The organism is Mesorhizobium sp. W067, assembly GCF_054719525.1.
This window is the reverse complement of record NZ_JBTTII010000001.1, coordinates 2661249-2683486: the sequence shown is the minus strand read 5'-3', so window position 1 is coordinate 2683486 and position 22238 is coordinate 2661249. Positions and strand designations below refer to the sequence as shown.

The 22238-nt window shown below is 63.2% G+C and carries 18 protein-coding genes, 1 other RNA gene and 2 pseudogenes; 14 read left to right on the top strand and 7 right to left on the bottom strand.

The genetic code is table 11. From position 1 onward, the window contains the following. Positions 1-110 precede the first annotated feature (110 nt). Entirely contained in the window at positions 111-1331 is a 1221-nt protein-coding gene (locus ACYG97_RS13230; protein ID WP_023668250.1) for an alanine racemase, read from the top strand. On the opposite strand, the gene ACYG97_RS13225 is transcribed toward ACYG97_RS13230, so the two are convergent. Next, positions 1328-2059 carry an SDR family oxidoreductase gene (locus tag ACYG97_RS13225; RefSeq protein WP_023682154.1) on the bottom strand — a complete coding sequence of 244 codons (732 nt, stop codon included), beginning with the start codon at positions 2057-2059 and terminating at the stop codon, positions 1328-1330. The two genes, ACYG97_RS13230 and ACYG97_RS13225, sit on opposite strands and share 4 nt — an antisense overlap. A 131-nt stretch (positions 2060-2190) precedes the next feature. Here ACYG97_RS13225 and ACYG97_RS13220 point away from each other — a divergent pair, with 131 nt between their 5' ends. Continuing rightward, a complete protein-coding gene (locus ACYG97_RS13220; RefSeq protein WP_023733080.1) occupies positions 2191-3090 on the top strand; it encodes a LysR family transcriptional regulator in 900 nt (299 codons plus the stop codon). Positions 3091-3115: 25 nt separating this feature from the next. Here ACYG97_RS13220 and ACYG97_RS13215 read toward each other — a convergent pair whose 3' ends face one another. Further along, a complete protein-coding gene (locus tag ACYG97_RS13215; RefSeq protein WP_023682152.1) occupies positions 3116-4345 on the bottom strand; it encodes a lytic murein transglycosylase in 1230 nt (409 codons plus the stop codon). A 32-nt stretch (positions 4346-4377) separates the two neighbouring features. Then, a complete protein-coding gene (locus tag ACYG97_RS13210; protein ID WP_023682151.1) occupies positions 4378-5175 on the bottom strand; it encodes a glycoside hydrolase family 25 protein in 798 nt (265 codons plus the stop codon). Between the two features lie 283 nt (positions 5176-5458). Here ACYG97_RS13210 and ACYG97_RS13205 point away from each other — a divergent pair, with 283 nt between their 5' ends. Continuing rightward, complete coding sequence (locus tag ACYG97_RS13205) at positions 5459-6838, top strand: serine hydrolase domain-containing protein (RefSeq protein WP_023690860.1); 1380 nt, start codon at positions 5459-5461, stop codon at positions 6836-6838. A 123-nt stretch (positions 6839-6961) separates the two neighbouring features. Here ACYG97_RS13205 and ACYG97_RS13200 read toward each other — a convergent pair. From ACYG97_RS13200 to ACYG97_RS13190, 3 genes and pseudogenes are all read right to left on the bottom strand, one after another. Then, positions 6962-7618: pseudogene (locus ACYG97_RS13200) on the bottom strand (class I SAM-dependent methyltransferase); the annotation flags it as partial. Then, positions 7615-8913, bottom strand: a complete 1299-nt coding sequence (locus ACYG97_RS13195) for a BtaA family protein (protein WP_031196373.1) — start codon at positions 8911-8913, stop codon at positions 7615-7617. The pseudogene ACYG97_RS13200 and the gene ACYG97_RS13195, both read right to left, overlap by 4 nt. Positions 8914-8944: 31 nt before the next feature. Then, the gene (locus tag ACYG97_RS13190) at positions 8945-12904 is read right to left on the bottom strand and encodes a hydantoinase B/oxoprolinase family protein (RefSeq protein WP_286438800.1); all 3960 of its coding nucleotides are present in this window, start codon (positions 12902-12904) and stop codon (positions 8945-8947) included. Positions 12905-13081: 177 nt separating this feature from the next. On the opposite strand from ACYG97_RS13190, the gene ACYG97_RS13185 reads away from it, so the two are divergent. The 7 genes and pseudogenes from ACYG97_RS13185 to ACYG97_RS13155 all read left to right on the top strand — a co-directional run. Further along, entirely contained in the window at positions 13082-13279 is a 198-nt protein-coding gene (locus ACYG97_RS13185) for a hypothetical protein (protein ID WP_023668260.1), read from the top strand. A 208-nt stretch (positions 13280-13487) separates the two neighbouring features. Beyond that, positions 13488-14207 carry a J domain-containing protein gene (locus ACYG97_RS13180; protein ID WP_023733079.1) on the top strand — a complete coding sequence of 240 codons (720 nt, stop codon included), beginning with the start codon at positions 13488-13490 and terminating at the stop codon, positions 14205-14207. Then, positions 14204-14971, top strand: coding sequence for an N-acetylmuramoyl-L-alanine amidase (locus ACYG97_RS13175; protein WP_023705556.1), 768 nt, complete (start codon positions 14204-14206; stop codon positions 14969-14971). Before ACYG97_RS13180 ends, ACYG97_RS13175 begins: the two co-directional genes overlap by 4 nt. Before the next feature lie 184 nt (positions 14972-15155). After that, positions 15156-15860, top strand: coding sequence for a lytic transglycosylase domain-containing protein (locus ACYG97_RS13170; RefSeq protein ID WP_023705555.1), 705 nt, complete (start codon positions 15156-15158; stop codon positions 15858-15860). Positions 15861-15910: 50 nt separating this feature from the next. Next, positions 15911-16308: RNase P RNA component class A (gene rnpB, locus ACYG97_RS13165), an RNA gene on the top strand. Positions 16309-16486: 178 nt separating this feature from the next. Next, the gene (locus tag ACYG97_RS13160) at positions 16487-16771 is read left to right on the top strand and encodes a type II toxin-antitoxin system ParD family antitoxin (protein ID WP_023668264.1); all 285 of its coding nucleotides are present in this window, start codon (positions 16487-16489) and stop codon (positions 16769-16771) included. Then, positions 16768-17022: pseudogene (locus ACYG97_RS13155) on the top strand (type II toxin-antitoxin system RelE/ParE family toxin); the annotation flags it as partial. The gene ACYG97_RS13160 and the pseudogene ACYG97_RS13155, both read left to right, overlap by 4 nt. Before the next feature lie 46 nt (positions 17023-17068). Here the strand turns inward: ACYG97_RS13155 and ACYG97_RS13150 are convergent. Continuing rightward, on the bottom strand, positions 17069-18184 hold the full coding sequence (locus ACYG97_RS13150) for a cystathionine gamma-lyase (protein WP_023733077.1): 1116 nt from the start codon (positions 18182-18184) through the stop codon (positions 17069-17071). Positions 18185-18586: 402 nt separating this feature from the next. Between ACYG97_RS13150 and mraZ the strand changes: the two genes are divergently transcribed. Genes mraZ through ACYG97_RS13130 form a run of 4 tightly spaced genes read left to right on the top strand, consistent with a single transcriptional unit; the run spans position 18587 to position 22209 of the window. Next, positions 18587-19060 (top strand): division/cell wall cluster transcriptional repressor MraZ, encoded by a 474-nt coding sequence (gene mraZ / locus ACYG97_RS13145; RefSeq protein WP_023682144.1) that lies wholly within the window; start codon positions 18587-18589, stop codon positions 19058-19060. Then, on the top strand, positions 19057-20073 hold the full coding sequence (gene rsmH, locus ACYG97_RS13140; RefSeq protein WP_023733076.1) for a 16S rRNA (cytosine(1402)-N(4))-methyltransferase RsmH: 1017 nt from the start codon (positions 19057-19059) through the stop codon (positions 20071-20073). Before mraZ ends, rsmH begins: the two co-directional genes overlap by 4 nt. Before the next feature lie 4 nt (positions 20074-20077). After that, the gene (ftsL, locus tag ACYG97_RS13135) at positions 20078-20470 is read left to right on the top strand and encodes a cell division protein FtsL (protein ID WP_023682142.1); all 393 of its coding nucleotides are present in this window, start codon (positions 20078-20080) and stop codon (positions 20468-20470) included. 14 nt (positions 20471-20484) lie between these two features. Then, positions 20485-22209: a peptidoglycan D,D-transpeptidase FtsI family protein gene (locus ACYG97_RS13130; RefSeq protein ID WP_023682141.1), complete on the top strand. Its 1725-nt coding sequence runs from the start codon at positions 20485-20487 to the stop codon at positions 22207-22209. The last annotated feature ends 29 nt before the right edge of the window (positions 22210-22238 follow it).

The window sequence follows — 22238 nt, the reverse complement described above, 5'->3', positions numbered from 1 at the left end:
TGCTGCCAGAGGGTGCGCCGCTGGGTCAGTGCCCGCCAGACACAGAATTGTTTTCTTTGGCCGCTAGCTTGGATTAATTGTGCGCAGCCGAGAAGTCAGGGGATTCGTCCATGCAGCGATTCGAGAATGCCCGCGAGGCGGCGCTGGCGCTTCGGCCGGACGATCCGGTCTACTGCTTTCGCCCGCAGGTGCTGAAGGCGGATGCCAAACAGTTCATGGGCATGTTTCCCGGCAAGACAGCCTACGCAGTCAAGACCAATGGCGAGCAGATCGTGCTGAAGGCGCTGGTCGAAGCCGGCGTCACCGCCTTCGATGTGGCCTCGCCCGGCGAGTTCGCCGCAGTGCGCGCCGTCTCACCCGACGCCGAGATGCTCTACATGCATCCGGTCAAGGCGCAGTCGGACATCAAGCTTGCGCTGGAAAAATACGCCATCCGCGTCATTTCGCTCGACCATGAGGACGAGATCACCAAGCTGACGCGGGTGGTGCGGGCGCTTGACATCGATCCGGGCTCCATCAGCGTGTTCGTGCGAATCCAGACCAAGGGTTCGGCGGCCTATGAACTGTCGAAGAAATTCGGCGCCGGGCCGGCCTATGCGGTGGAACTCGCCGAGCGGCTCAACCGCACCGGCTACAAGGTCGGCCTGTGCTTCCATGTCGGCAGCCAGATCGAGGATCCCGACACCTATGAACGGGCGCTGGCCTCCGCCGATTGGGTGCGCAACCGGCTGACCTTCGACATTGCGGGGCTCGATGTCGGCGGCGGCTTTCCCGCCGAGTACGGCCATGACCCCAATCGCAAGCAGATCGAGATGCCGTCGCTCGGCCAGATCATGTCGCGGCTGTCGGGCGACCTCAGGGAATACCAGTTCGACCAGATCCCGTTGGTGGCCGAGCCCGGCCGGGTGATCGTGGCGCGCTGCCTCTCGCTGATCGTGCGGGTGCTGCTGCGCAAGGGCAAGCGGCTCTACATCAATGACGGCATCTGGGCGTCGCTGTCGGATTCTTGGACCGGCAAGATCACACTGCCGGCCCGCTTCATCCCCGATCCGGCGATCCGCTCGCGCAATGGCGAGGAGAAGAACATCGTGCCGTTCAAGGTCTGCGGCGCGACCTGCGATTCCGTCGACATCCTGTCGCGGCCGTTCTGGCTGCCGGAAACCGTCGACACCGGCGACTGGATCGAGATCGGCCATATCGGTGCCTATTCGCTGTCGCTGAGAACCCGCTTCAACGGCTTTTATCCCGATACCTTCGTCGAGGTGACGACACCCTTCGATGAAGGCGATGCGCCGCAGGGATTCGCCAGCCTGGAGACAATGGCGGATTAGGCGACGCCTCCACCGGCCTGGATATTCTCGCCGGTCAGCCAGCGGGCCTCGTCGCTGGCCAGGAAGACCGCGACATCGGCAACGTCGCGGGGCGCGCCGATCCTGCCAAATGGAGACATGCCGGCCGCCACGGCGCGATCGCGCTCGGGAAGCAGGTCCGTGTCGGTGAAGCCAGGCGACAGCGCATTCACGGTGATGCCGCGCGGTCCGAGTTCACGCGAGAGCACACGGACGAATTGTTCGACGGCGCCCTTGCTGCCGAGATAGAGCGCCGTTTGCGTGAAGAACATCTTGGTGCCGCCGGTGGAGACCGCGATGATGCGGCCACCGTTTCGCACACGGCGCGCTGCTTCCTGAAGCACGAAGAAGGTGCCCTTGGCATTGGTGCCGAAGACATGGTCGAAATCGGCTTCGGTTGCCTCCGTCAGAGGCTTGATGACGGCGACGCCGACATTGGCAACCACGATGTCGATCGCGCCGAACTCACTCTCAGCCTCGTCAAACAGGCGATGAATATCCGAGACGCTTGATATGTCGGCCTGGACGGCGATCGCCTTTCCTCTCCTGCCGGCGATGGCGGCCACGACCTCGTCAGCGGCTTCGTGGTTGCCGACATAGTTGACGACGACGGCAGCGCCCTTGGAGGCGAGTCCTTCGGCGATGGCTCGCCCAATGCCGCGCGAACTGCCGGTGACGAGTGCGGTTTTGCCTTGCAAGGACTTGGGCATGATACGTTTCCTTCAATCATTCAGGCCCGTGCCGGTTTCATCTGACGGGTCCGCTAGTCGAGAAATAGGGCCATGCAACTGATCAGATAATGGCCTATTATCTGACTAGCTTGTTAATCTAGGGATACACAATGCGCGGTTCTGAATTCGCCGAGCTCAAGGCATTCGCCGCAATCGTGGAAGAGCGTAGTTTCGTCCGCGCCGCCGCCCGGCTGCGTGTTTCCCCGCCGGCGCTCAGCCAGTCGATTCGGCAACTGGAGGCTCGCATCGGCATCAGGTTGCTGAATCGCACGACGCGTAGTGTTTCACCCACTGGTGCCGGCGAGACGCTGTTTGCGCGCCTTGCCGTTGCGTTCGAAGAGCTGGAGGGCGCCGTAGCGGACATTCAAGCCGCGCGTGATCGGCCGGCGGGTTCGCTACGAATAAACGTGCCGCGTGTTGCCGCGGTGCGGTTCATCGGCCCGATCCTTGGCGACTTCCAACGCGCCTATCCTGATATCGCGCTGACCGTCATCGTCGACGATACGCTGACCGACATTGTTCGACGACGGTTCGATGCCGGAATCAGGCTTGGCGAGCGGCTGGAGAAGGACATGGTGGCAGTGAAACTGAGCGGGGATTTGCAGATGGCGGCGGTGGCCGCTCCCGTCTATCTCGAAAATCGGGCCATACCGCGCCATCCGCAGGAGTTGCATCAGCACCAATGCATAACATTCCAGTGGCCTGGTGGCGGCAACCTCTATCGATGGGAGTTCGCGCGCGGCAAACGGTCTCTGGAAATCGCCGTCGAGGGCAGCCTGACTGTTAACGACACCGAGCTGATGCTGAACGCGGCGCTGGGTGGAGCAGGCGTTGCCTACATGATCGACTATCAGGTCCAGTCCTGGATCAATGCGGGCAGGCTGATGAGATTTCTAGAGCCCTGGTCGCCCAGCTTTCCAGGCTTCTTCCTGTATCACCCGAGTTCGAGGCACGTCCCCCCGGCTTTGCGGGCATTTATCGACTTCGTCCGGGCAAGGAGTAGGGAATAAGGAACCCAGCTTGGGCAGATTCTACTCACAGTTTCCCCAAAAGCTCCGGCGTCGGCCAGCCGTCGACCGGCATGCCGAGCCGCATCTGTTCCTTGCGGATGGCTTCGCGGGTGTTGGTGCCCAGAATGCCGTCGACGGTGCCGACGTCATAGCCCCTGGCTTCGAGCTTGGTCTGCAATTCCTTCATCTGGTCGCCATTGAGCCCGGTTTCGGGATTGCGCGGGTCGAACTGCTTTGCCCCGGCCAGCCGGCTGGCGAAGTTGGCGGCGGTCAGCGCGTAGGTGAAGGACTGGTTCCATTCGAGATAGACGTCGAAATTGTCGTAGGCGAGGAAGGCCGGACCTTTGCGGCCCATCGGCAGCGCCAGGCCGGCCTTCAGGCCATTGTCGATCAGCGGCGTGCCATCGGGATTGGTGACGCCCCACGCGGCCCATTGAGACAGCGGCAGCTTGTTGGTGCGGCCGGTCTGCTCCCAGGGCATGTCCTCGGGCACGCGCACTTCCTCGATCCACGGCTGGTCGCGTTTCCAGCCGCGCGACAGCACCTTGTTGGCCGTGGTCATGATCACGTCGGGTACGCTGCGCCTGAGGTCGACGATGCCGTCGCCGTCGCCGTCGACGCCGCGCGCGAGATAGTCGGAAGGCAGGATCTGCGTCTGGCCGATCTCGCCGGCCCAGGCGCCGGTGACGTCGGCCGGAACGACGCCGCGATCGATCAGCGTCAACAGCGGCAGCAGTTGCGGCCGAAACAGCTGCGGGCGGCGGCAGTCATGCGACAGCGTCACCAAGGCGCTCAGCGTGTGGAAATCGCCCTGTACGGCGCCGAAATCGGTCTCCAGCCCCCAGAAGGCGGTGATGATCGGCGCCTGGACACCGAACTGCTGGTCGGCGCGCGCAAAGATTTCGGCGTATTTCTTCAGATTGGCCGCGCCCTGCTTCAGCCGGTAGGCCGAGATCATGCGGTTGGAGAACTGAATGAAGGTCTGGGCGAAGACGCCCTGGGCGCGGTCACGCGCGAGCACCTTGTCGTCGATGGTGGCGGCCTCCAGCGCGTTAAGGCCGACAGCGCCGACACCGGCTGCCTTGGCTTCCGCCGCCACGCCTTGCTTCCAGGTTTCGAAGTCGCCGCCGCATTCCTGCGCCGCCGCCGGCATCGCCGTAGCGCCGAGCAGCAGGGCCGCGAGCAGCCCGGAGCGCAGGCGGCTCTTCGACTGTTTCCGGCGTAAATATCCCAGTGGCTGCAGGTAGGTGCGCATGGGACGTCGAAAAGCAGGCGGTAGAGCCGGTGTCAACGGGTGTTCTGCCGCAGCCACTTTTTCCAGGCTGCCTCAGTGCCGTTGAAGACGTTGATATCGGACTTGCCGTTCATGCCGGGCACGATACCGGTTCCGGTGTATTGCCAGAAGGTGAAAGGGTGGCTGCCGTACTTCTGGCGGGGGTGGCCGGCCACCGAGCGCAGCCAGTAGGGATAGCCGCGGAAGGTCGCAAGGTCGTTATCGTCGAAGAAGTCGACCGAGGTGTAGATGATCGGCTTCTTGCCATAGTGCCGCTCGATCATCTCGAGAAAGGTGGTCATTTCGGCCCGCACCGTCGCTGAATCCGGGCGCAGCCGGCAGGTCGGCGATTGCGGGTTCCACTCCATGTCGAGCACCGGCGGCATGGCCGAGCGGTCGACGGGCACGTTCTGGATGAACCAGCGCGCCTGGGTGGCGGCAGGCGTGCAGAAATAGAAGAAATGGTAGGCCGCGCGCGGAATGCCATTGGCCTTGGTGCGCGACCAATGCTCGTTGAAATACTCGTCGAACCGGTCGCCGCCCTCGGTCGCCTTGATGAAGGCGAAGGAGATGCCGCTGGCCTTGGCCGTCGGCCAGTCGACCGAGGTCTGGTATTTGGAGACGTCGGTGCCGTGAACGGCATAGTTCCAAGGCGCGCCGCTATCCCATTCATGCGGCTTGGAGTCTTCGAAACGCGGTGCGCGCACGGCAACCGTCGGGCTGCTGGATGGCGACATCGAGGGCACGAGATCGCCGGCGGTCGAGCAGGCGGCCAGCAGCGTCAACGTGATGAGGGCCGCGAAACGGCGCATCGCATTTCCCGAGCCGGAATCAGCCGGTCGCTGTTGGGTTGTCGTTGCAGGTGCCCCTCAGGCGATCGCCCCACAGCATCGCCTGATACGCTATTTTCGTGCATGTCGTTGTTCCAAAACCGCTGCGCACTTTTGGGCGACATGCACCAGTGATCGCCGATCATGGTTGATAACAGGTTGATGGCGCTCGACAAGAACACCGATTTTGCGGAAGCAATGGCGGCAAATCGATGACATAAATCGGGCCGCAAGCCACGGGCAGCGGAAAAGCAGGGACGGAAAGATGCGGATCGCCGTGAAGATCATCAAATGGCTGCTCGGCCTGGTCGTGTTGGCCATAGCCGCCCTGTTTACCTGGCTCTACGTCGCGCCGCCCGAACTGATCCGCGTCGGTTCCGGCTATTCCGCCAAGATTGTCTGCTCGAATGTTTTTATCGCCGGCCGTGATCCCAATGAGGTGCTTGCCATCGACGTGCAGGCGCCCGGCCATCCGCTTCTCAGGCTGATGAAGGTGTCGGTCGACAAGAACAGGGGGACCGTCTCGGCCGGGCTGCTTGGCTTCCTCGGCAAGAGCGTTGCTGTTGCGCGCGCCGGCCTGGGTTGCGCCTCGGTTCCTGATGGCGACGTCGGCAAGGCACGGCGCACGTCAATCCCTGCCGAGGCGTCGGCGGCCACCAAGGGCGATCTGTGGCCCGAGGGAGATCGAGTCGATGCCTCGCAAAATCCCGAAATCAACAAGATCCTCGACGGTGCGGCGATGACCGGCATCGGCATGCGCGCCGTGGTGGTGGTCAAAAATGGCCGCATTGTTGCGGAGCGTTATGGCGACGGCTTTTCGGCGAAAACGCCGCTGCTGGGCTGGTCGATGACCAAGACAGTCAACGCCGCGCTCGTCGGCACGCTGGTCAAGGACGGCAAGATGGCGGTGACCAATCAGGGCCTGTTCGGCTCATGGAAGGCGGACGGCCGCGCCGCCATCAGCCTTGCCGATATGATGGCGATGTCGAGCGGACTCGAGTTCAACGAGGATTATGGCGACGTTGCCGATGTGACGCGCATGCTCTACCTCGAACCGGACATGGCGGGCTTCGCCGAGGCCAAGCCGCTGACCGGCGACGTCGGCAAGGTCTTTTCCTATTCGAGCGGCACGGCGGTGATGCTGTCGCGGCTGTGGCAGGATGCTATCGGCGACAAGGACAAGGCGCTGATGTGGCCAAGGGCAGCGCTGTTCGGGCCGCTCGGCATGCAAAGCGCGGTGCTCGAAACCGACGAGGAGGGTACCTTTGTCGGCTCATCCTACCTCTATGCCACGGGGCATGACTGGGCGCGGTTCGGCCAATTCCTGCTGCAGGGCGGCGTCTGGAACGGCAACCAGATCCTGCCGGCCGGTTTCGTCGACTGGATGCGCGAACCGGCACCGGCCTCGAAAGTCTACGGCAAGGGGCAACTTTGGATCGAAGCCCCGGGGGACGAAGGAAATCCCGGCGCCGGCGTCGCCGCCGGCCTGCCCAACGATACCTACTGGATGGAGGGCCATGACGGCCAGACGGTCGCCATCATCCCGTCGGAGCAACTGGTGGTGGTGCGGCTGGGGTTGACGCCGGCCAAGCTCGGCTACCGGCCGCAGGTGATGGTCGGCGCGCTGATGAAGGCACTGCGCTAGCTCCCTTTACCCTCCCCTTGATGGGGAGGGCGGGGGCGTAGCGCCGGGCGGGGTGCCTGGCACTTCACCCCTACCCGCGCCTTCAGCGCGACCTCCCCCATCGAGGGGGAGGTAAGAGTGCGCGATCTTGACGACCGCCAGCCAGGCATAGCCGCGATAAAGCGCGCGGAAACAGAAGCTTGCGCCGGTTCGCCGAGATTCCGATTCCAAGACTTCGCGCAATGATTCACGTGGGGTGACATGGAATTTCTTGAGCCAGCCGCGCAGCAATGTCCGGAACCAGTTGGGCAAGCCTTCCTGCTGGCCGAAATCGACGACATGCAGCGAGCCGCCGGGCGCGAGTGCCGCAAGGGCTGCCGAAACCGTCTTTTCCCAACCGGGGATCATCGACAGCGAATAGGACACGAAGATGCGGTCGAAGCGCTCGACGCCGAACAGCGTCTTGGCGTCGAAATCGGTGGCGTCGCCGCGCGCCAGCACGGCGCGGCCGGACAGGCCGTCGCGGCCGATCGCCTTGCTCGCCGTCTCCAGCATCTCGGCCGAGATGTCGAGGCCGTAGAGGCGGGCGTCGGGATAGCGGCGGGCGGCAAGCGCGATGTTGCGGCCGGTGCCGCAGCCAAGTTCGAGCACTCTGCCATTCGCCGGCACATCCAGCCCGGCTATCATCTGGTCGCGGCCAAGCAGATAGTATTTGCGGGTCAGGTCGTAGATATGGCGTTGCCAGCGATAGACGCCGTCCATCAGTTCGGCATGGTCGGCCGGCAGCTCGCTCGCGCTCATGCCGCGCGCTTCACATAGAGGTGGAAGCCGCCATAGATGGCCGAGCGGTCGCGGGCCGAACAGTCGCGCGAGGCCTCGTCCTCGTAGGTCCACTGGTCGAGCAGCGAGATCGAGACGCGGCCCGGCAGCAGGCTGGGCTCGGCGGCGGTACGGAAGATGACTCGGGCGCCGACCGAGGCGGTGCGGGTGATCTCCGACCAAAGGGCATTGAGCTGGTCGTTCGTCATCCAGTCCTGCGCGTCGAGCAGGACGAAACGATCGACGGTGCTTGCGTCCTTGCCGGCCAGAAATTCGATCAGATTGGCGTGGTGGATGCCGACGCGATCGACATTGTTGCGGATCGCCTTGTAGTTGGCCTCTTCTAGATAGGCGGGCAGGGCGGCCTCACCCGGATTGGGATAGCGACGGGCGAAGGCTTGCCAAGCGAAGTAGTTGTTCTTCAGCGGAAAATCGCAAGCGAGCTTTTCCAGCCGGGCCTTCAGCACGCTGGCCATCGAACCATCGCCCGAGGTGATCAGCGAATCGTACTGCGCCGGCGGAATGCCGAGGCCGAACAGCGAAGCCTTGCGCGAGGTAGCCCAGCGCAACAGCTTCTTGTCGAAGACCGGCGCCAGCTCTTCGTTGAAGAAGCGGCGCTGGTCGGCGAGGCTCTTCGACGCCATGATACCGGCGGGATCGACGCCGAAGAATTTGGCGATGCGGTGGCCCATGGCGATGAACAGGCCGAGCAGGCCGGTCTGGTAGAAATTGCGGTCGAAGACGGTGATGCGCCGGCGGCCGCGCCAGCTGCGACGCTCCCAATAGTGGCGGCTGACCGGGTCGAGATGCGGCGCGATGAAGCGGTCATAGGCTTGCGAATTGTGGTTGGTGTCGGCGGCGCCGAAGAAACGGAACAGATCGCCCTGCGAGGGCAGATGCCGCACCGCCTCCAGCTTCATCCGGTTCAAGGCGATGTGGGCGGCGTTGAGGTCGACCGCATCGACGCGTTCAGGCGAGCGGGTGAGGTAGGCGAGGATGTTGCAGCCGCCCGACGCTATGGTGACGACGCGGTGGCCCTGGCCAAGCTGCATGGCCTCCATGTCGACTTCAGGGTCTTCCCAGATCTGCGGATAGACGAGACCGGAAAACAGAAGCGCAAACAGCCGTTCGGAAAGGCCGGCCTTCGACAGCGGGCGGTTCTGGTAGACGGCCTTTCCAACTTCCTTGCCGCGGCGAAAAACGAGATCCGAGGAGACGTCCGTCATGGCAAAGTGATTCCCCATTTGCTTTGCCGCAAGCGGGTAACTCAGGGGCATGACAGGCGGGTGACAGCCTGTTGACGCGAGTTCAGGCCTTGCCAAATCCCCCCGGTGTCGGCGTCGTCAGGATGACGGCGTCGCCGGCGTCGAGCACGGTCTGGTCGCAGGCCTTCAGCGTCTCGACGCTGCCGTCCTGGCGGCGGACCTTGGTCGAGCCGACCTCGCCGTCACTGCCGCCATCGAGGCCTTGCGGCGGGCGGTTGCGGTGCGAGGACAGGATGGCGCATTCCATCTTTTCGAGGAAGCGGATGGTGCGCCTGGTGCCGTCGCCGGCGCTCCATTTGCCCTTGCCGCCGGAACCTTCGCGGATGTGGAAATCCTCGAGCATGACGGGAAAGCGCAGTTCCAGCACCTCAGGGTCGGTGAGGCGCGAATTGGTCATGTGGGTGTGGACGCCGGATGTGCCGGCAAAGCCGCGGCCGGAGTTCATCCGGCCTGCCGGCGAGCCGGAGCAGATGGTCTCGTAATACTGGTACTGCTTGTTGCCGAAGGTCAGGTTGTTCATCGTGCCTTGCGCATTGGCCATGGCACCCATGGCGCCGAACAGCGCGTTGGTGACGTGCTGCGAGGTCTCGACATTGCCGGCGACGACGGCGGCGGGGTAGGCGGGCTTCAGCATCGAGCCTTCGGGGATGATGATGTTGATCGGCCGCAGGCAGCCGGCATTCATCGGGATCATGTCCTCGACCATGACACGGAAGGCATAGAGCACGGCGGCGCGGGCGACGGGCTCGGGCGCGTTGAAATTGTTCTTCTCGACCTTCGAGGTGCCGGTGAAGTCCACGGTCGCCTCGCGCTTTTGCCGATCGACGGTAATCTTCACCTTGATCACCTGGCCGGTGTCGGTCGGGTATTCGTACTCGGAACTATCGGGCAGCCGCTCCAGCACGCGGCGAACGCTTTCGGCGGCGTTGTCCTGGACATGGCCCATATAGGCTTCGACGACATCGAGGCCGAAATGGCCGACCATCTTGCGCAATTCCGCCACGCCCTTTTCGTTCGCGGCGATCTGCGCCTTGAGGTCGGCGATGTTCTGGTGCGGGTTGCGGGCGGGGTAGGGGTGGTCGGTGAGCAGCGTTTGCAACTCCGCCTCGCGGAATTTTCCACGATCGACGACCCGGAAATTGTCGAACAGCACGCCTTCCTCGTCGACCGTGGTGGCAAGCGGCGTCATCGAGCCGGGAGCCGTGCCGCCAATGTCGGCATGGTGGCCGCGCGAGGCTACGTAGAAGATTACTTCCTCCCCCCTTGAGGGGGAGGTGGCGGCGGAGCCGCCGGAGGGGGTCGTTGCGGCAGTGCTCGACGCTCTTGTGGTGCCTTCTGAGAGGACCCCACCCGGCCGCTGCGCGGCCACCCTCCCCTCAAGGGGGAGGGAAAACACCGGCGTCACCACCGTGATATCAGGCAAATGCGTGCCGCCATTATAGGGGGCGTTCAGCGCAAAGACGTCGCCGGGATGGATGTCGCCGGAGTTCAGCCGGATGATGGTTTCGACCGAGCGGTCCATGGAGCCGAGATGCACCGGCATGTGCGGCGCGTTGGCGACCAGCGCTCCATGACGGTCGAAGACGGCGCAGGAAAAGTCCAGCCTTTCCTTGATGTTGACGGAATAGGCGGTGTTCTGCAGCGTGACGCCCATCTGCTCGGCGATCGACATGAAGAGGTTGTTGAAGACCTCCAGCATCACCGGATCGGCTTCGGTACCGAGGGCAGCCGTGCGAACTTTCCGTTCCGTGCGGCGAATGACGACGTGATTGAGGTTGGTGATTTCGGCCTGCCAGCCCGGCTCGACGACGATGGTCTGGTTCGGCTCGATGATCAAAGCGGGGCCTGGGACCAGATTGGATGGGCGCAGGTTTTCGCGGCGATGGATGCCGGCCTCATGCCAGCGGCCCTCGGTGTAGATGCGCCGCGTTCCCGACGCACCCGCTTCAACCCTTGCCGGTCCGGCGGGCGCAACGGCTTCGGCCGTGGTCTCGACGATCTCGGCGCCTTCCACGCCAACGGTCTCGACGATCATCGGCTTGTCATCATAGACGAACCCGAACTGCGCCTTGTGGGCGATTTCGAAATCGCGCCTGGCCTGGAAGATCGAGTCGCCTTCGAAATTCACCGGCAGCGTGGTGTCGGTGCCGTCATAGCGGATGTGCAGCACCGGCTTTGCCGCAATCTTGTCCTCGGCGATGCCTTGCGCTGCCAATTCGGCGATGACGGCTTTTTTCAACGTGCCGATGAGGCTGCCCATCTGGGTCCTGGATTCTTCGGCAAGCGGCTTCAGGAGCGCCTGCTGGCGCGACGCGAAAACCGACGACAGGCCGATACCATAGGCTGAGAGCAGACCGGAGAAGGGGTGGATCAGTACCGCCTCCATGCCGAGCGCGTCGGCAACCAGGCAGGCATGCTGGCCGCCGGCGCCGCCAAAACAGTTCAAGAGATATTCGGTGACATCGTAGCCGCGCTGCACGGAGATCTTCTTGATAGCATTGGCCATGTTTTCCACCGCGATGGTAACGAACCCTTCGGCGACGGCTTCCGGCGTGCGGCCATCGCCGATTTCGACGGCCAGCGCAGCGAATTTTTTGCGCACGGCGGCCACATCGAGCGGCTGGTCCTGGCCTGGGCCGAAAATTGCCGGGAAGAAATCGGGCTGCAGCTTGCCCAGCATGACATTGGCGTCGGTGACGGCCAGCGGGCCGCCGCGCCGGTAGGCGGCGGGGCCAGGATTGGCGCCGGCGGAATCCGGGCCGGCGCGGAAACGGCCGGCTTCGTAGTGCAGGATCGAGCCGCCGCCGGCAGCGACGGTATGGATGCGCATCATCGGCGCACGGATGCGCACGCCGGCGACCTCGGTGTCGAAGGCGCGCTCATACTCGCCGTCATAATGGGCGACGTCGGTCGAGGTGCCGCCCATGTCGAAACCGATGACTTTCTCGAATCCGGCGAGTTTCGCCGTCTCGACCATGCCGACGACACCGCCGGCCGGGCCGGACAGCAGCGCGTCCTTGCCCTGAAACATGTCGGCGGCGGTAAGCCCGCCCGACGACATCATGAACATCAGGCGAGGGTTCTCCCTCCCCCTCGAGGGGAGGGTGGCGGCGAAGCCGCCGGGTGGGGTCGCCGCGGCAGTGCTCGACGCTTTGGTGGTGCCTCCTGAGAGAACCCCCTCTGTCGGCTTTGCCGACTGCCCTTCGCTATGGCTCCGGGCGTTCGTCGCTGAAAAAGCCAAATCGTTGGCTTTTTCTCGGCCTTTGGCCGACCGCTCCTCACCCCCCACAAGTGGGGAGATTGGCGTCGCGCCCAGTTCTCCCGCCACCCTTTGCACATAGCGCGACAGGATCGGCGACAGATAGGCATCGACCACGGTGGTGTCGCCGCGGCCGACCAGTTTGATCAGCGGCGAGACTTCATGGCTGACCGAGACTTGGCTGAACCCGATCTTGCGGCAGACTTTCGCCACCGCCTTCTCGTGGTCGGGATATTTCCAGGCATGCATGAAGACGATGGCCACCGCATCGATGCCGTCGGCCTTCGCCTGTTCGATGGCGGGCCGGCAGGCGGCGATGTCGAGCAAGCGCTCGACCTCGCCATTGGCGCGCACACGCTCGTCGATCTCGATGACTCGCTCGTAGAGCTGTTCGGGAAGGATGATCTCCTTGGCGAAGATGTCCGGCCGCGCCTGATAGGCGATCTTCAGCGCGTCGCGAAAGCCCTTGGTGATGAGCAAAAGCACACGGTCGCCCTTGCGCTCCAGCAGCGCATTCGTGGCAACGGTGGTACCCATCTTGACGTCACCGACCAGGCCCGGAGGAATAGCGGTGCCGGATTTCAGCCCCAGAAGCTCGCGGATGCCGGCTATGGCCGCGTCGGGATAGGCTTCGGGATTTTCCGACAGGAATTTCCTGGGATGCAAACCGCCTTGCGGATCACGTCCGATCACGTCGGTAAAGGTGCCGCCGCGGTCGATCCAAAAATCCCATTTCTTGTCCACGCAGAACTCCGGCATTGCATTTGGGTCCAGACTGTTAGTTCGGCATCGCCCGGCCCGCAATCGGTAGTGCGCGGATGTTACATCAGGAAACGCAACGTTACGAAACTCATGGCCGTTTGATGCATTTTGCCTTCGACCGTTCACCGCAACGTGAGCGTGTGTTGAAGGAGAGATGTCATGAAAAAGCTCATTCTTGCTTCCGTTTCCGCCCTGGCCCTGTTCGGCGTTGCCGCCTGCAGCGACAGCGGTACGGATAACACCACCACCCAGAGCACCAATCCGCCAGCCGCCGAGCCCATGAAGCCGGCGACGCCGGATGCACCGAAGCCTGCAGAACCGGCTCCGGCAACACCTGCTCCTGCCCCCGCGCAGTAGCAGCAGTCCCGGTCACTTTGACGTGACGAGAGAGGAGGCCGGCTCCGCGCCGGCCTTCCTGCGTTTAGGTCGATTCGGGGCTCAAGGGCCTTGAACCGGCTCTTTTCTACGGTTTGGGATCTGGCGCGTCGGTTGCTTGCGCAAATCGATCCACTCTGCGGCGCTGTCTTGGCTTGATAGCAATGGCCGGCGGCCCTAATAAGCGCTCATGTCGATTTGGGATCGCCTCGGCGACTTCATCAACCGCGTTTCATCTTCAGCCACGTCCGGTGTAGCCGATGTGGTCGAGGCCGTGCGCACGGTTTTCTCCGGTGACGCTGATCTGCGCCGGCGCGTCGCCTTCTCTGTGGCGATGATTGCGCTGTCGGCCAAGATGGCCAAGGCCGATGGCATCGTCACCCAGGACGAGGTTCGCGCGTTCCAGGAAATATTTGAGGTGCCGCGAGAACAGACCCGCAATGTGGTGCGGCTTTACGATCTGGCCAAGCGCGACGTCGCCGGGTTCGAGACCTATGCCGAGAGTATGGCGCAGATGTGCGGCTCGGGCCATTCGAACTGCGTCATGCTGGAAGACATACTCGACGGTCTGTTCCATATCGCCAAGGCGGACGGGCTGGTGCATGAGCGCGAAGGGATTTTCCTGCACCGTATTGCCGAGATTTTCCGCATCGACGAGGTGCACTACGAGGCCATCATGGCCAGGCACGTCAATCTCGGCGCCGGCGATCCCTATATCGTGCTCGGCATTGAGCGCGGCAAACCGTTCGAGGAGGTCAGGAAGCGATACCGCAAGCTGGTCTCCGACAATCATCCGGACCGGCTGATCGCGCGCGGCCTGCCGCAGGAATTCATCAAGATTGCAACGACCAGGGTCGCGGCGATCAACGCGGCCTATGAAATGATCGAGCGGGGCCTCAGGCACGCATGAGCGGCTTCCCGCCCGACGAGCCAAGCGCGGAGGTCAGGGTATCGCCGAATTTCGGCCCGCGGCGCGAAACGCTCAGGCCCGACATGATCGTGCTGCACTATACCGGCATGGCGACGGGTGCTGCCGCCGAAGCCTGGTTGTGCGACCCCGCAAGCGAAGTCTCGTCGCACTACCTCGTCCATGAGGATGGCCGCATCATCCAAATGGTGCGCGAAAGCGACCGCGCCTGGCACGCCGGTGCAAGTTCCTGGTTCGGTCGTCGCGACATCAACTCCTGTTCGGTCGGCATCGAAATCGTCAATCCCGGCCATTCGCTCGGCTATTCGGCCTTTCCCAAGCGGCAGGTGGAAGCGGTGATCGGGCTTTGCCTTGGTATCATCGAACGCCATTCCATTGCGGCGCAAAGGGTGCTTGCCCATTCCGACATCGCGCCGGGGCGCAAGATCGACCCGGGCGAGAAATTCCCCTGGAAGGCGCTGTTTGCGGCCGGGGTCGGCCATCTCGTGCCTGCGGCGCCGGTCCGGCGCGGCGCGGCGCTGAAAGCCGGCGATACCGGCGCCGAGGTCGAGACACTGCAGTCGATGCTGGCGCTCTATGGCTATGGCGTCGAGATATCAGGTGTCTTCGACCGCCAGACCGAAATCGTCGTCGAAGCTTTTCAGCGGCATTTCCGACCGCGCCTGGTGGATGGTGTCGCCGACGGCTCTACGTCTAGCACGCTGCAAAGCCTGCTGACTTCCCTTACGTCAGTTGCCTCTAAATAATCTTTTTCTGATATTCAAGTTACAGCCTGTCACTGAAAGTGAATTGCCTCGCCTTGTTCGACACAAATTCCGCCCTCAAAGGCGGTTCGTGCAAGTTATCGGACCTCCAGCCCCCCGGATGCTCCGATATTGATTAGGCGTTGCTGCGTGAAGATCTTCGCGCGGCCAAACAGAACGGGACCACATGCAGAAATTGACCGTTGTAACGGCAGCTATTGCTGCCGGCGTAATGACTTTTACCTTCAGCACGGCCGATGCCGCACCACTGAGCCAGAGGGCAGACCAGGGCTTCATCGCCGCACCCGCCAAGGCCACCATGACGAAAGCAAACCCGAAAGCAAAAAGAGCAACCACCGCGAATGTGCGCAAAGCAGCCGTGGTGAAGGCCAGAAAAGCCACGGCCAAGAGGCATTTTAAGCGCAACAGGAAGAGCGTCGACCTGACGACGACCGCATCGATCCGCCCAAGCACCGCTGCGGAGTCGACTGCGGCAGCCGCGCTTGGCGACCAGTATTCGGCAATCATTGCCCGCTATGCTGCGGCCGAAGGCGTGCCGGTGTCGCTGGCCCAGGCGGTCATCAAGATCGAGAGCAACTACCGGCCGAACATCGTCGGCAGCGCGGGTGAAATCGGCCTGATGCAGATCAAGCCGGCAACGGCGCGGATGATGGGGTATAGCGGCTCGGCCAAGGGTCTATTCGATCCCGACACCAACATCAAATACGGCATGAAGTACCTTGCCATGGCGCGCAATCTCGGCGGCGGCACCACCTGCGGCACGATCCTGAAATACAATGCCGGCCATGCCGCGACGCGGATGAACCCGGTGTCGGCGGCCTATTGTGGCAAGGTCAAGGTGCAGTTGGCGGCATTGGGATCGCCGGCATAAGTCTGCTTTTTCATTTGCGTTTTGGAACGTGAACCCCTTTATACGCTCTGCCAGCTGGCCGGGCGGCCGCACCCGCAAAGCCGAAAGGCTGCGGGTGAGGAAAGTCCGGGCTCCATGGAAACACGGTGCCGGTTAATGGCCGGCGGGGGCGACCCCAGGGAAAGTGCCACAGAAAGCAAACCGCCACGATTTATCGGGGCAAGGGTGAAAGGGTGGGGTAAGAGCCCACCGCGCGACTGGCAACAGGAGCGGCACGGTAAACCCCACCGGGAGCAAAACCGAATAGGGACGGTGCGAGGGGAAACCTTCGAGGGCTGTTTCCGGCTCACCGTCCGGGTAGGTTGCGTGAGGCGCATGGCAACATGCGCCCAAGATGAATGGCCGCCACGTTCTCGCCCCGAAAGGGGCGAGGGCCATACAAAACCCGGCTTACAGGCCAGCTGGCAATTTCTCCCCCATATCGCGATTAATCCTTTGGATCAGCAGTCTGCGCCTTCGGGCGCAGCTGGCGATTCAGGTGCTTGAGCGATTGAATCAAGTACGCATGCTGGGGTCGAGACAAACGCATTTGAAGCTGGTACGATTTAATCGTACCATGATTGTCATGGTTTGATCAGGAGCGCATCATGGGTCACGTCGACAAACGCAGCATCACGCTTTCGCCGGAACTGGCGGCGGCGGTCGACGATGTCGTGGCCGCCGGCGAATATGCCTCGGCCAGCGAAGTCATCCGTGATGCGCTGCGGCAATGGAAAGACCGCCGCGATCTTCTCGGCTACACGGTCGAGGAATTGCGCAGGCTGGTTCAGGAGGGGATCGACAGCGGACCGGCGGTGGACGGCCAGCCCTTCATGGACCGGCTGCGAGCCAAATATCACAGGATGTCGGAAGCTGCAGGCTCGGAAGAGTGAAATATCGGCTGCTTCCTCAGGCGATATCAGATGTCGAAGGCATCGGTGACTACATTGCGGAACATAGCCCAAAGGGAGCCATGCGCCTTGTGGACGCTTTGGAGAGGCGCTGGACACTGCTCACCTTGCACCCGTTCTCAGGTGCGCCGCGCGATGATATCGCGCCCGGCATTCGTCATCTGATCGTCGGCGAATATGTCACTCTGTATCGCATGGGCGAAGACGCGATCGAGATCGTCCGCGTTTTGCACGGCAGGCGCGATATTGGCGCCGATGACTTGGTGCCTAACCGCCAGCTCAGATGCCGATCTTGTCCAGCGATGCCTCGATCGCCTGCCAGAGTTCTTCCACCGGCTCGCAGCCCACCGACAGGCGCACGAAGCCGGGCGGAACCGAATCTCCTCGCTTGGCCCGCCGCTCGGCGGAGGTGTGGACACCCCCGAACGACGTTGCCGCCTGCATCAGCGTGCAGTTGTTGATGAAATCCTCGGCCTTTTCCTGGGAGAGGAGTTCGAAGGACATGAGGAAGCCGAAGCGCTCCATCTGCGCCCGGGCGAGGTTGTGCGACGGGTCGCCCTCCAGCCCGGGGTAGCGCAAGCCGCTAACGGCGCGATGGTTTTTCAGGCGCTTCGCGATCACCTCGGCAGAAGAACACATGCGGTCGAAGCGTACCTCCAGCGTCTCCAGGCCGCGATGCACCAGCCAAGCCTCGAACGGGCCGGGAATGCCGCCCGCGGTCTCGCGCCAGCCGGTGACGTCCGCGATGATGTCTGGATTGCGGCTGGCGACATGGCCGAACAGCACGTCGGAATGCCCGTTGGCCGCCTTGGTGTCGGCAGCAACGACGATGTCGGCGCCGAGATCGAGCGGGCGCTGGCCGAACGGCGTCATCGTGGTGTTGTCGACGACGACGATCGCGCCCGCTTGGTGCGCGGCCTCGGCGACCGCTGTGATGTCGCAAATGTCCAATCGCGGATTTGACGGGGTTTCAACGTAGACAAGGCGGTAGCCGCCGAAGCCGCCGTCGAGGAATGTAGCTGTCGGCCGCAGATCATAGGCGACGCCGAAGGGCTTGAGGAAACGTTCGGCCAGCGCGCGTGTGGCATGGTAGCCGTCCGAAGGCAAAAGCACGCGGTCGCCGGATTTCAACAGGCCGAAAAACACCGCCGAGATTGCCGCCATTCCTGAGGGGAAGCCGACGCATGGCGCGTCTTCGAGATGCGCCAGCATGTGCTCGACTGCATCCCAGGTGGCGTTGCTGTAACGGCCGTACTGACTGTAGCCGGCGCCGTCGCCCGGGTTGTGGAAAATAGCGGCCATGGTCAGCGGCAATGGGATGGGGTCGCCTTTGGCAAGTCCGTCGCGACGCAGATGGGCAAGGGAGGCCGCGCGGGACCTGGCTGTTTCGGACATGGATTTCTGACCTTGTTGCTCAGCGAAAAGACTGACGACGCTATTCGCGGCAGTGATGCGCGGCAAGCCGCTTCCGCTTGGGCCAGCCCGCTCTAAACGGTTCGTTAGGCTTAATGGGAGATAAAGACGGGAGTGTTGTCAGAGCTGCTCTCACCGGTTGTGGCGCGCGCGTATGTGAAGCCTGTTCCCGTTGACGCCCATAGTGCCCCATGATATCCCATCTCGATACCAAAGCCTTCGTTCCGCGTCAGGGTAAAGCGTACGCCAATCGGGCAGCCGCGGCGGCTGTTCGTTTGCGGCGTTTTGCCGCTGGGAGCGAAGCGGATTTTCGGCAGGGGACGCGCTTCGGCGCGGACGAAAACATGGAGAGGGGTGCGGCGGCGGAAGCGGCTGCAGCGTGTCATGGACCGGTTTCTGTCAAGCGCGGTGAACAGGATCGATGCGAAGGGGCGGGTCTCCGTTCCGGCGCATTTCCGCGCGGTCGTGCAGAAGCGCGGCTATTCGGAACTCTATGCGCTGCGCGGCCTGGACGTGCCTGCGATGGATGTCGGCGGGCTCGATCTGCTCGACCGCTACGAGCAGCGCATCGCGCTGGAAGACCCTTTTTTGCAGACGGCGGACGATATGTCGTTCTTCTGCCATGGCGACGGGACGTTCCTGAAGCTCGATCAGGATGGCCGCATCACGATGAGCGATTTCATCCGCGAGCATACGGGCATCACGAGCGAAGTGGCCTTTGTCGGCCGTGGCAATTTCTTTCAAGTTTGGGAGCCTGGACGGCTGGCCGCCTATGGGGCGCAGGCGCGCGCTCGGCTTTTGCAGCTTCGGCAGGGGACGAAGGCTCACGAGGCCAAGGCTGGGGAGCGGCCGGAATGATGGCGGATCACGGCGATGATCTCAGCGCCGTTGGCGGACCGGTCCGCCACATTCCGGTCCTCCTCGCCGAAGTGCTGGAGGCGCTCTCACCCAAAGCCGGCGATGTGATCGTCGACGGCACGTTTGGCGCCGGCGGCTACACCAAGGCGATCTTGGCGAGCGGCGCCTCGGTGGTGGCGATCGATCGCGATCCCGATGCGATTGCCGCCGGGCGCGGCCTGGAACAGCAATCCGGCGGCAGGCTAAGGCTGGTGCAGGCGCCATTTTCGACGCTGGACGAGCAGGTCGAAAGCGCCGACGGCGTTGTCCTCGACATCGGCATTTCCTCCATGCAGGTCGACCAGCCCGAGCGCGGCTTTTCGTTCCGCACCGACGGCCCGCTCGACATGCGCATGGCGCAGGCGGGCTTGAGTGCTGCCGACGTCGTCAATTCGTTCAAGATAGGCGACCTTGCCCGCATCTTCGGCTTCCTCGGCGAAGAGCGGAATGCCGGCCGCATTGCCCGCATGATCGAGTCACGCCGCGAAAAACGTCCGTTCGAGCGCACGCTCGATCTCGCCGACGCCATCGAAACGCATATCGGCCGCGCGCCGAAGGACAAGATTCATCCGGCCACCCGCGTCTTCCAGGCGCTGCGCATTTTCGTCAATGACGAGCTGGGCGAATTGGCCAAAGCCCTAATGGCATCCGAGCGGGTATTGAAGCCCGGCGGGCGGCTTGCTGTGGTGACGTTCCATTCGCTGGAAGACCGCATCGTCAAGCGGTTCATCGCCGACCGCGCCGACGTCGCCACCGGCTCACGTCATTTGCCCGAGGCGCATGCGCGCACCGCGACCTTCCGCAAGGCCGGTGGCGGCGTGACGGCAGGCGATGCGGAGGTCGCTGCCAATCCGCGGGCGCGCTCGGCCAGGCTGCGCGCCGCCATCCGCACCGAGGCGCCGGCGCGCGCCGGGGATCTCACCATTTTCGGCCTTCCAAAACTTCCCGGCATCCAGGCGCCGCGAGAGAGGTGAATACGTGTTTCGAACCAGCGACATAGTCCTGATCGCCGTCATGGTCTCGGCCGCGGCTCTGACCTACAAGGCCAAGCGCGAGGCCGAGGAACAGCTGGCTTCGGTGCAGAAGATCGAGGCGCAGATCCGCTATGAGGAGGACACGATCGACCTGCTCAAGGCCGACTGGAGCCTGCTGACCCAGCCGTCGCGCCTGCAGAAGCTGGCTGAAATCTACAAATCGCAGCTCGCACTCGAGCCGGTCAATGCGCGGCAGATCGTCGGGCTCGACGACCTGCCGGCAAAACCGCTCAACATCGAGGACCTGTCGTCGCAGCGGCTTGGCGGCATGGCCGACAATTCCGGCAAAGGACCAGCCGACAAGGATCCCGTGGTGACCGGAGCCATCGTCCAATGATCGCTGGATTTCCAATGCGCGCCAAACTTCCGTCGGTCGGCAAATTGCTGAAGCGCCGCGCACGGACCGGCGAGGACGGCTCCATCGTGGTCGAAGGCGCGCGCAAGGCGACCGGCGGCAAGGCCAAGACCCGCATCGTGATGACGATGGCGGTGTTCTTCGGCATTTATTCGACCATCGCCGGGCGGCTGGTCTATCTCGGTTTCCAGTCCCCCGACATGTCGAATGGGCCGCAAAGCCGGGTGACGGCGTCGCGTCCCGACATCGTCGACCGCAACGGCGAGGTGCTGGCGACCGACATCAAGACGGCATCGCTGTTTGCCGAGCCGCGCCGCATCGTCGATGCCGACGAGGCGATCGAAAAGCTGTCGACCATTCTGCCAGATATCGACCCCGAGCAGACCTATCACAAGCTGAAGAGCGGCGCCGGCTTCGTCTGGCTGCAGCGGCAGCTGACGCCCAAGCAGCAGGCCGACATCATGCAGCTCGGCATTCCCGGAATCGGCTTTCGCACCGAAAAGCGCCGCTTCTATCCGGCCGGCGTGACCTCGTCCTACATTGTCGGCCTCACCAACATCGACAATCAGGGCATCTCCGGCATGGAGAAATACATTGACGAGCAGGGCCTGAGCGACCTGCAGGCCTCAGGCCTTGCGATCGCCAAGGATCTGAAGCCGGTTCAGCTGTCGATCGACCTGCGCGTCCAGCATGTGGTGCGCGACGAGATTGCCGCCGGCCTCGAGCGCTATCGCGCCATGGGCGCCGGCGCCGTCGTGCTCAACATCAAGACCGGCGAAGTGGTGGCGATGGCCTCGGTGCCGGATTTCGATCCGAACAATCCCTTCAATGCGCAGGACAAGGATCGGCTGAACCGCATGTCGGCCGGCCTCTACGAGATGGGCTCGACCTTCAAGAGCTTTACCTCGGCCATGGCGCTCGATTCCGGCAAGGCGAATATGAACAGCCGTTTCGACGCCTCGCATCCGATCCGGGTCGGCCATCAGGCCATCCACGATTTCCATGGCAAGAACCGCGTGCTGTCATTGCCGGAGGTGTTCCTTTACTCCTCCAATATCGGATCGGCCCGTGAGGCCGAAATGGTCGGCATCGAGGGGCACCGCGAATTCCTGCATCGCCTTGGCCTTCTGGACAGGATGCAGACCGAACTGCCTGAGGTCGCGCGCCCGACCGAACCGAAGGTCTGGAAACAGGTCAACTCCTTCACCATCGCCTTCGGCCATGGTGTGTCGACGACGCCGCTGCAGGCCGCCGTCGGCTGCGCGGCGCTGATGCAGGGCTATTTGATCCCGCCGACTTTCCTGGTCCGCAGCGAGCAGGATGCCATGGCGGTGGCCAAGAGAGTGGTCAGCGAAAAGACTGTGGAGGGCATGCGCTACCTCTACACGCTCAATGCCGAGAAAGGCTCGGCCAGAAACGCCAGGGCCCCCGGCTACCGCGTTGGCGGCAAGACCGGAACCGCCGAGAAGGTGATCAATGGCCGCTACTCGAAGGAACTGAATTTCAACACCTTCGTCGCCGCCTTCCCGATGGACGATCCGCAGTATCTGGTGTTTACGATCGCTGACGCTCCGCACCCGGAAAAGCCAGGAATGACCGACGTTGCCGCCAACAATGCGGGTGTCATGGCCGGAAACATCATCAGGCGGGCAGCCGCCATGCTTGGCGTGAAGCCAGATTTCAGCCATGAAAATGGCGCAACGCTGGTTTCCTATCAGTGATTCTTAGGGCGCGCCGGCAACTGCGCGCC

What these genes read in the sequence shown, in the direction of transcription:
- ACYG97_RS13195 (WP_031196373.1), bottom strand. Translation starts at nt 8,913, where the DNA reads ATGCCCCTGAGTTACCCGCTTGCGGCAAAGCAAATGGGGAATCACTTT.
- mraZ (WP_023682144.1), top strand. Translation starts at nt 18,587, where the DNA reads ATGGACCGGTTTCTGTCAAGCGCGGTGAACAGGATCGATGCGAAGGGG.
- ACYG97_RS13225 (WP_023682154.1), bottom strand. Translation starts at nt 2,059, where the DNA reads ATGCCCAAGTCCTTGCAAGGCAAAACCGCACTCGTCACCGGCAGTTCG.
- ACYG97_RS13170 (WP_023705555.1), top strand. Translation starts at nt 15,156, where the DNA reads ATGCAGAAATTGACCGTTGTAACGGCAGCTATTGCTGCCGGCGTAATG.
- ACYG97_RS13205 (WP_023690860.1), top strand. Translation starts at nt 5,459, where the DNA reads ATGCGGATCGCCGTGAAGATCATCAAATGGCTGCTCGGCCTGGTCGTG.
- ACYG97_RS13175 (WP_023705556.1), top strand. Translation starts at nt 14,204, where the DNA reads ATGAGCGGCTTCCCGCCCGACGAGCCAAGCGCGGAGGTCAGGGTATCG.
- rsmH (WP_023733076.1), top strand. Translation starts at nt 19,057, where the DNA reads ATGATGGCGGATCACGGCGATGATCTCAGCGCCGTTGGCGGACCGGTC.
- ACYG97_RS13130 (WP_023682141.1), top strand. Translation starts at nt 20,485, where the DNA reads ATGCGCGCCAAACTTCCGTCGGTCGGCAAATTGCTGAAGCGCCGCGCA.
- ACYG97_RS13215 (WP_023682152.1), bottom strand. Translation starts at nt 4,345, where the DNA reads ATGCGCACCTACCTGCAGCCACTGGGATATTTACGCCGGAAACAGTCG.
- ACYG97_RS13185 (WP_023668260.1), top strand. Translation starts at nt 13,082, where the DNA reads ATGAAAAAGCTCATTCTTGCTTCCGTTTCCGCCCTGGCCCTGTTCGGC.
- ACYG97_RS13220 (WP_023733080.1), top strand. Translation starts at nt 2,191, where the DNA reads ATGCGCGGTTCTGAATTCGCCGAGCTCAAGGCATTCGCCGCAATCGTG.
- ACYG97_RS13210 (WP_023682151.1), bottom strand. Translation starts at nt 5,175, where the DNA reads ATGCGCCGTTTCGCGGCCCTCATCACGTTGACGCTGCTGGCCGCCTGC.
- ACYG97_RS13180 (WP_023733079.1), top strand. Translation starts at nt 13,488, where the DNA reads ATGTCGATTTGGGATCGCCTCGGCGACTTCATCAACCGCGTTTCATCT.
- ACYG97_RS13160 (WP_023668264.1), top strand. Translation starts at nt 16,487, where the DNA reads ATGGGTCACGTCGACAAACGCAGCATCACGCTTTCGCCGGAACTGGCG.
- ACYG97_RS13230 (WP_023668250.1), top strand. Translation starts at nt 111, where the DNA reads ATGCAGCGATTCGAGAATGCCCGCGAGGCGGCGCTGGCGCTTCGGCCG.
- ACYG97_RS13150 (WP_023733077.1), bottom strand. Translation starts at nt 18,184, where the DNA reads ATGTCCGAAACAGCCAGGTCCCGCGCGGCCTCCCTTGCCCATCTGCGT.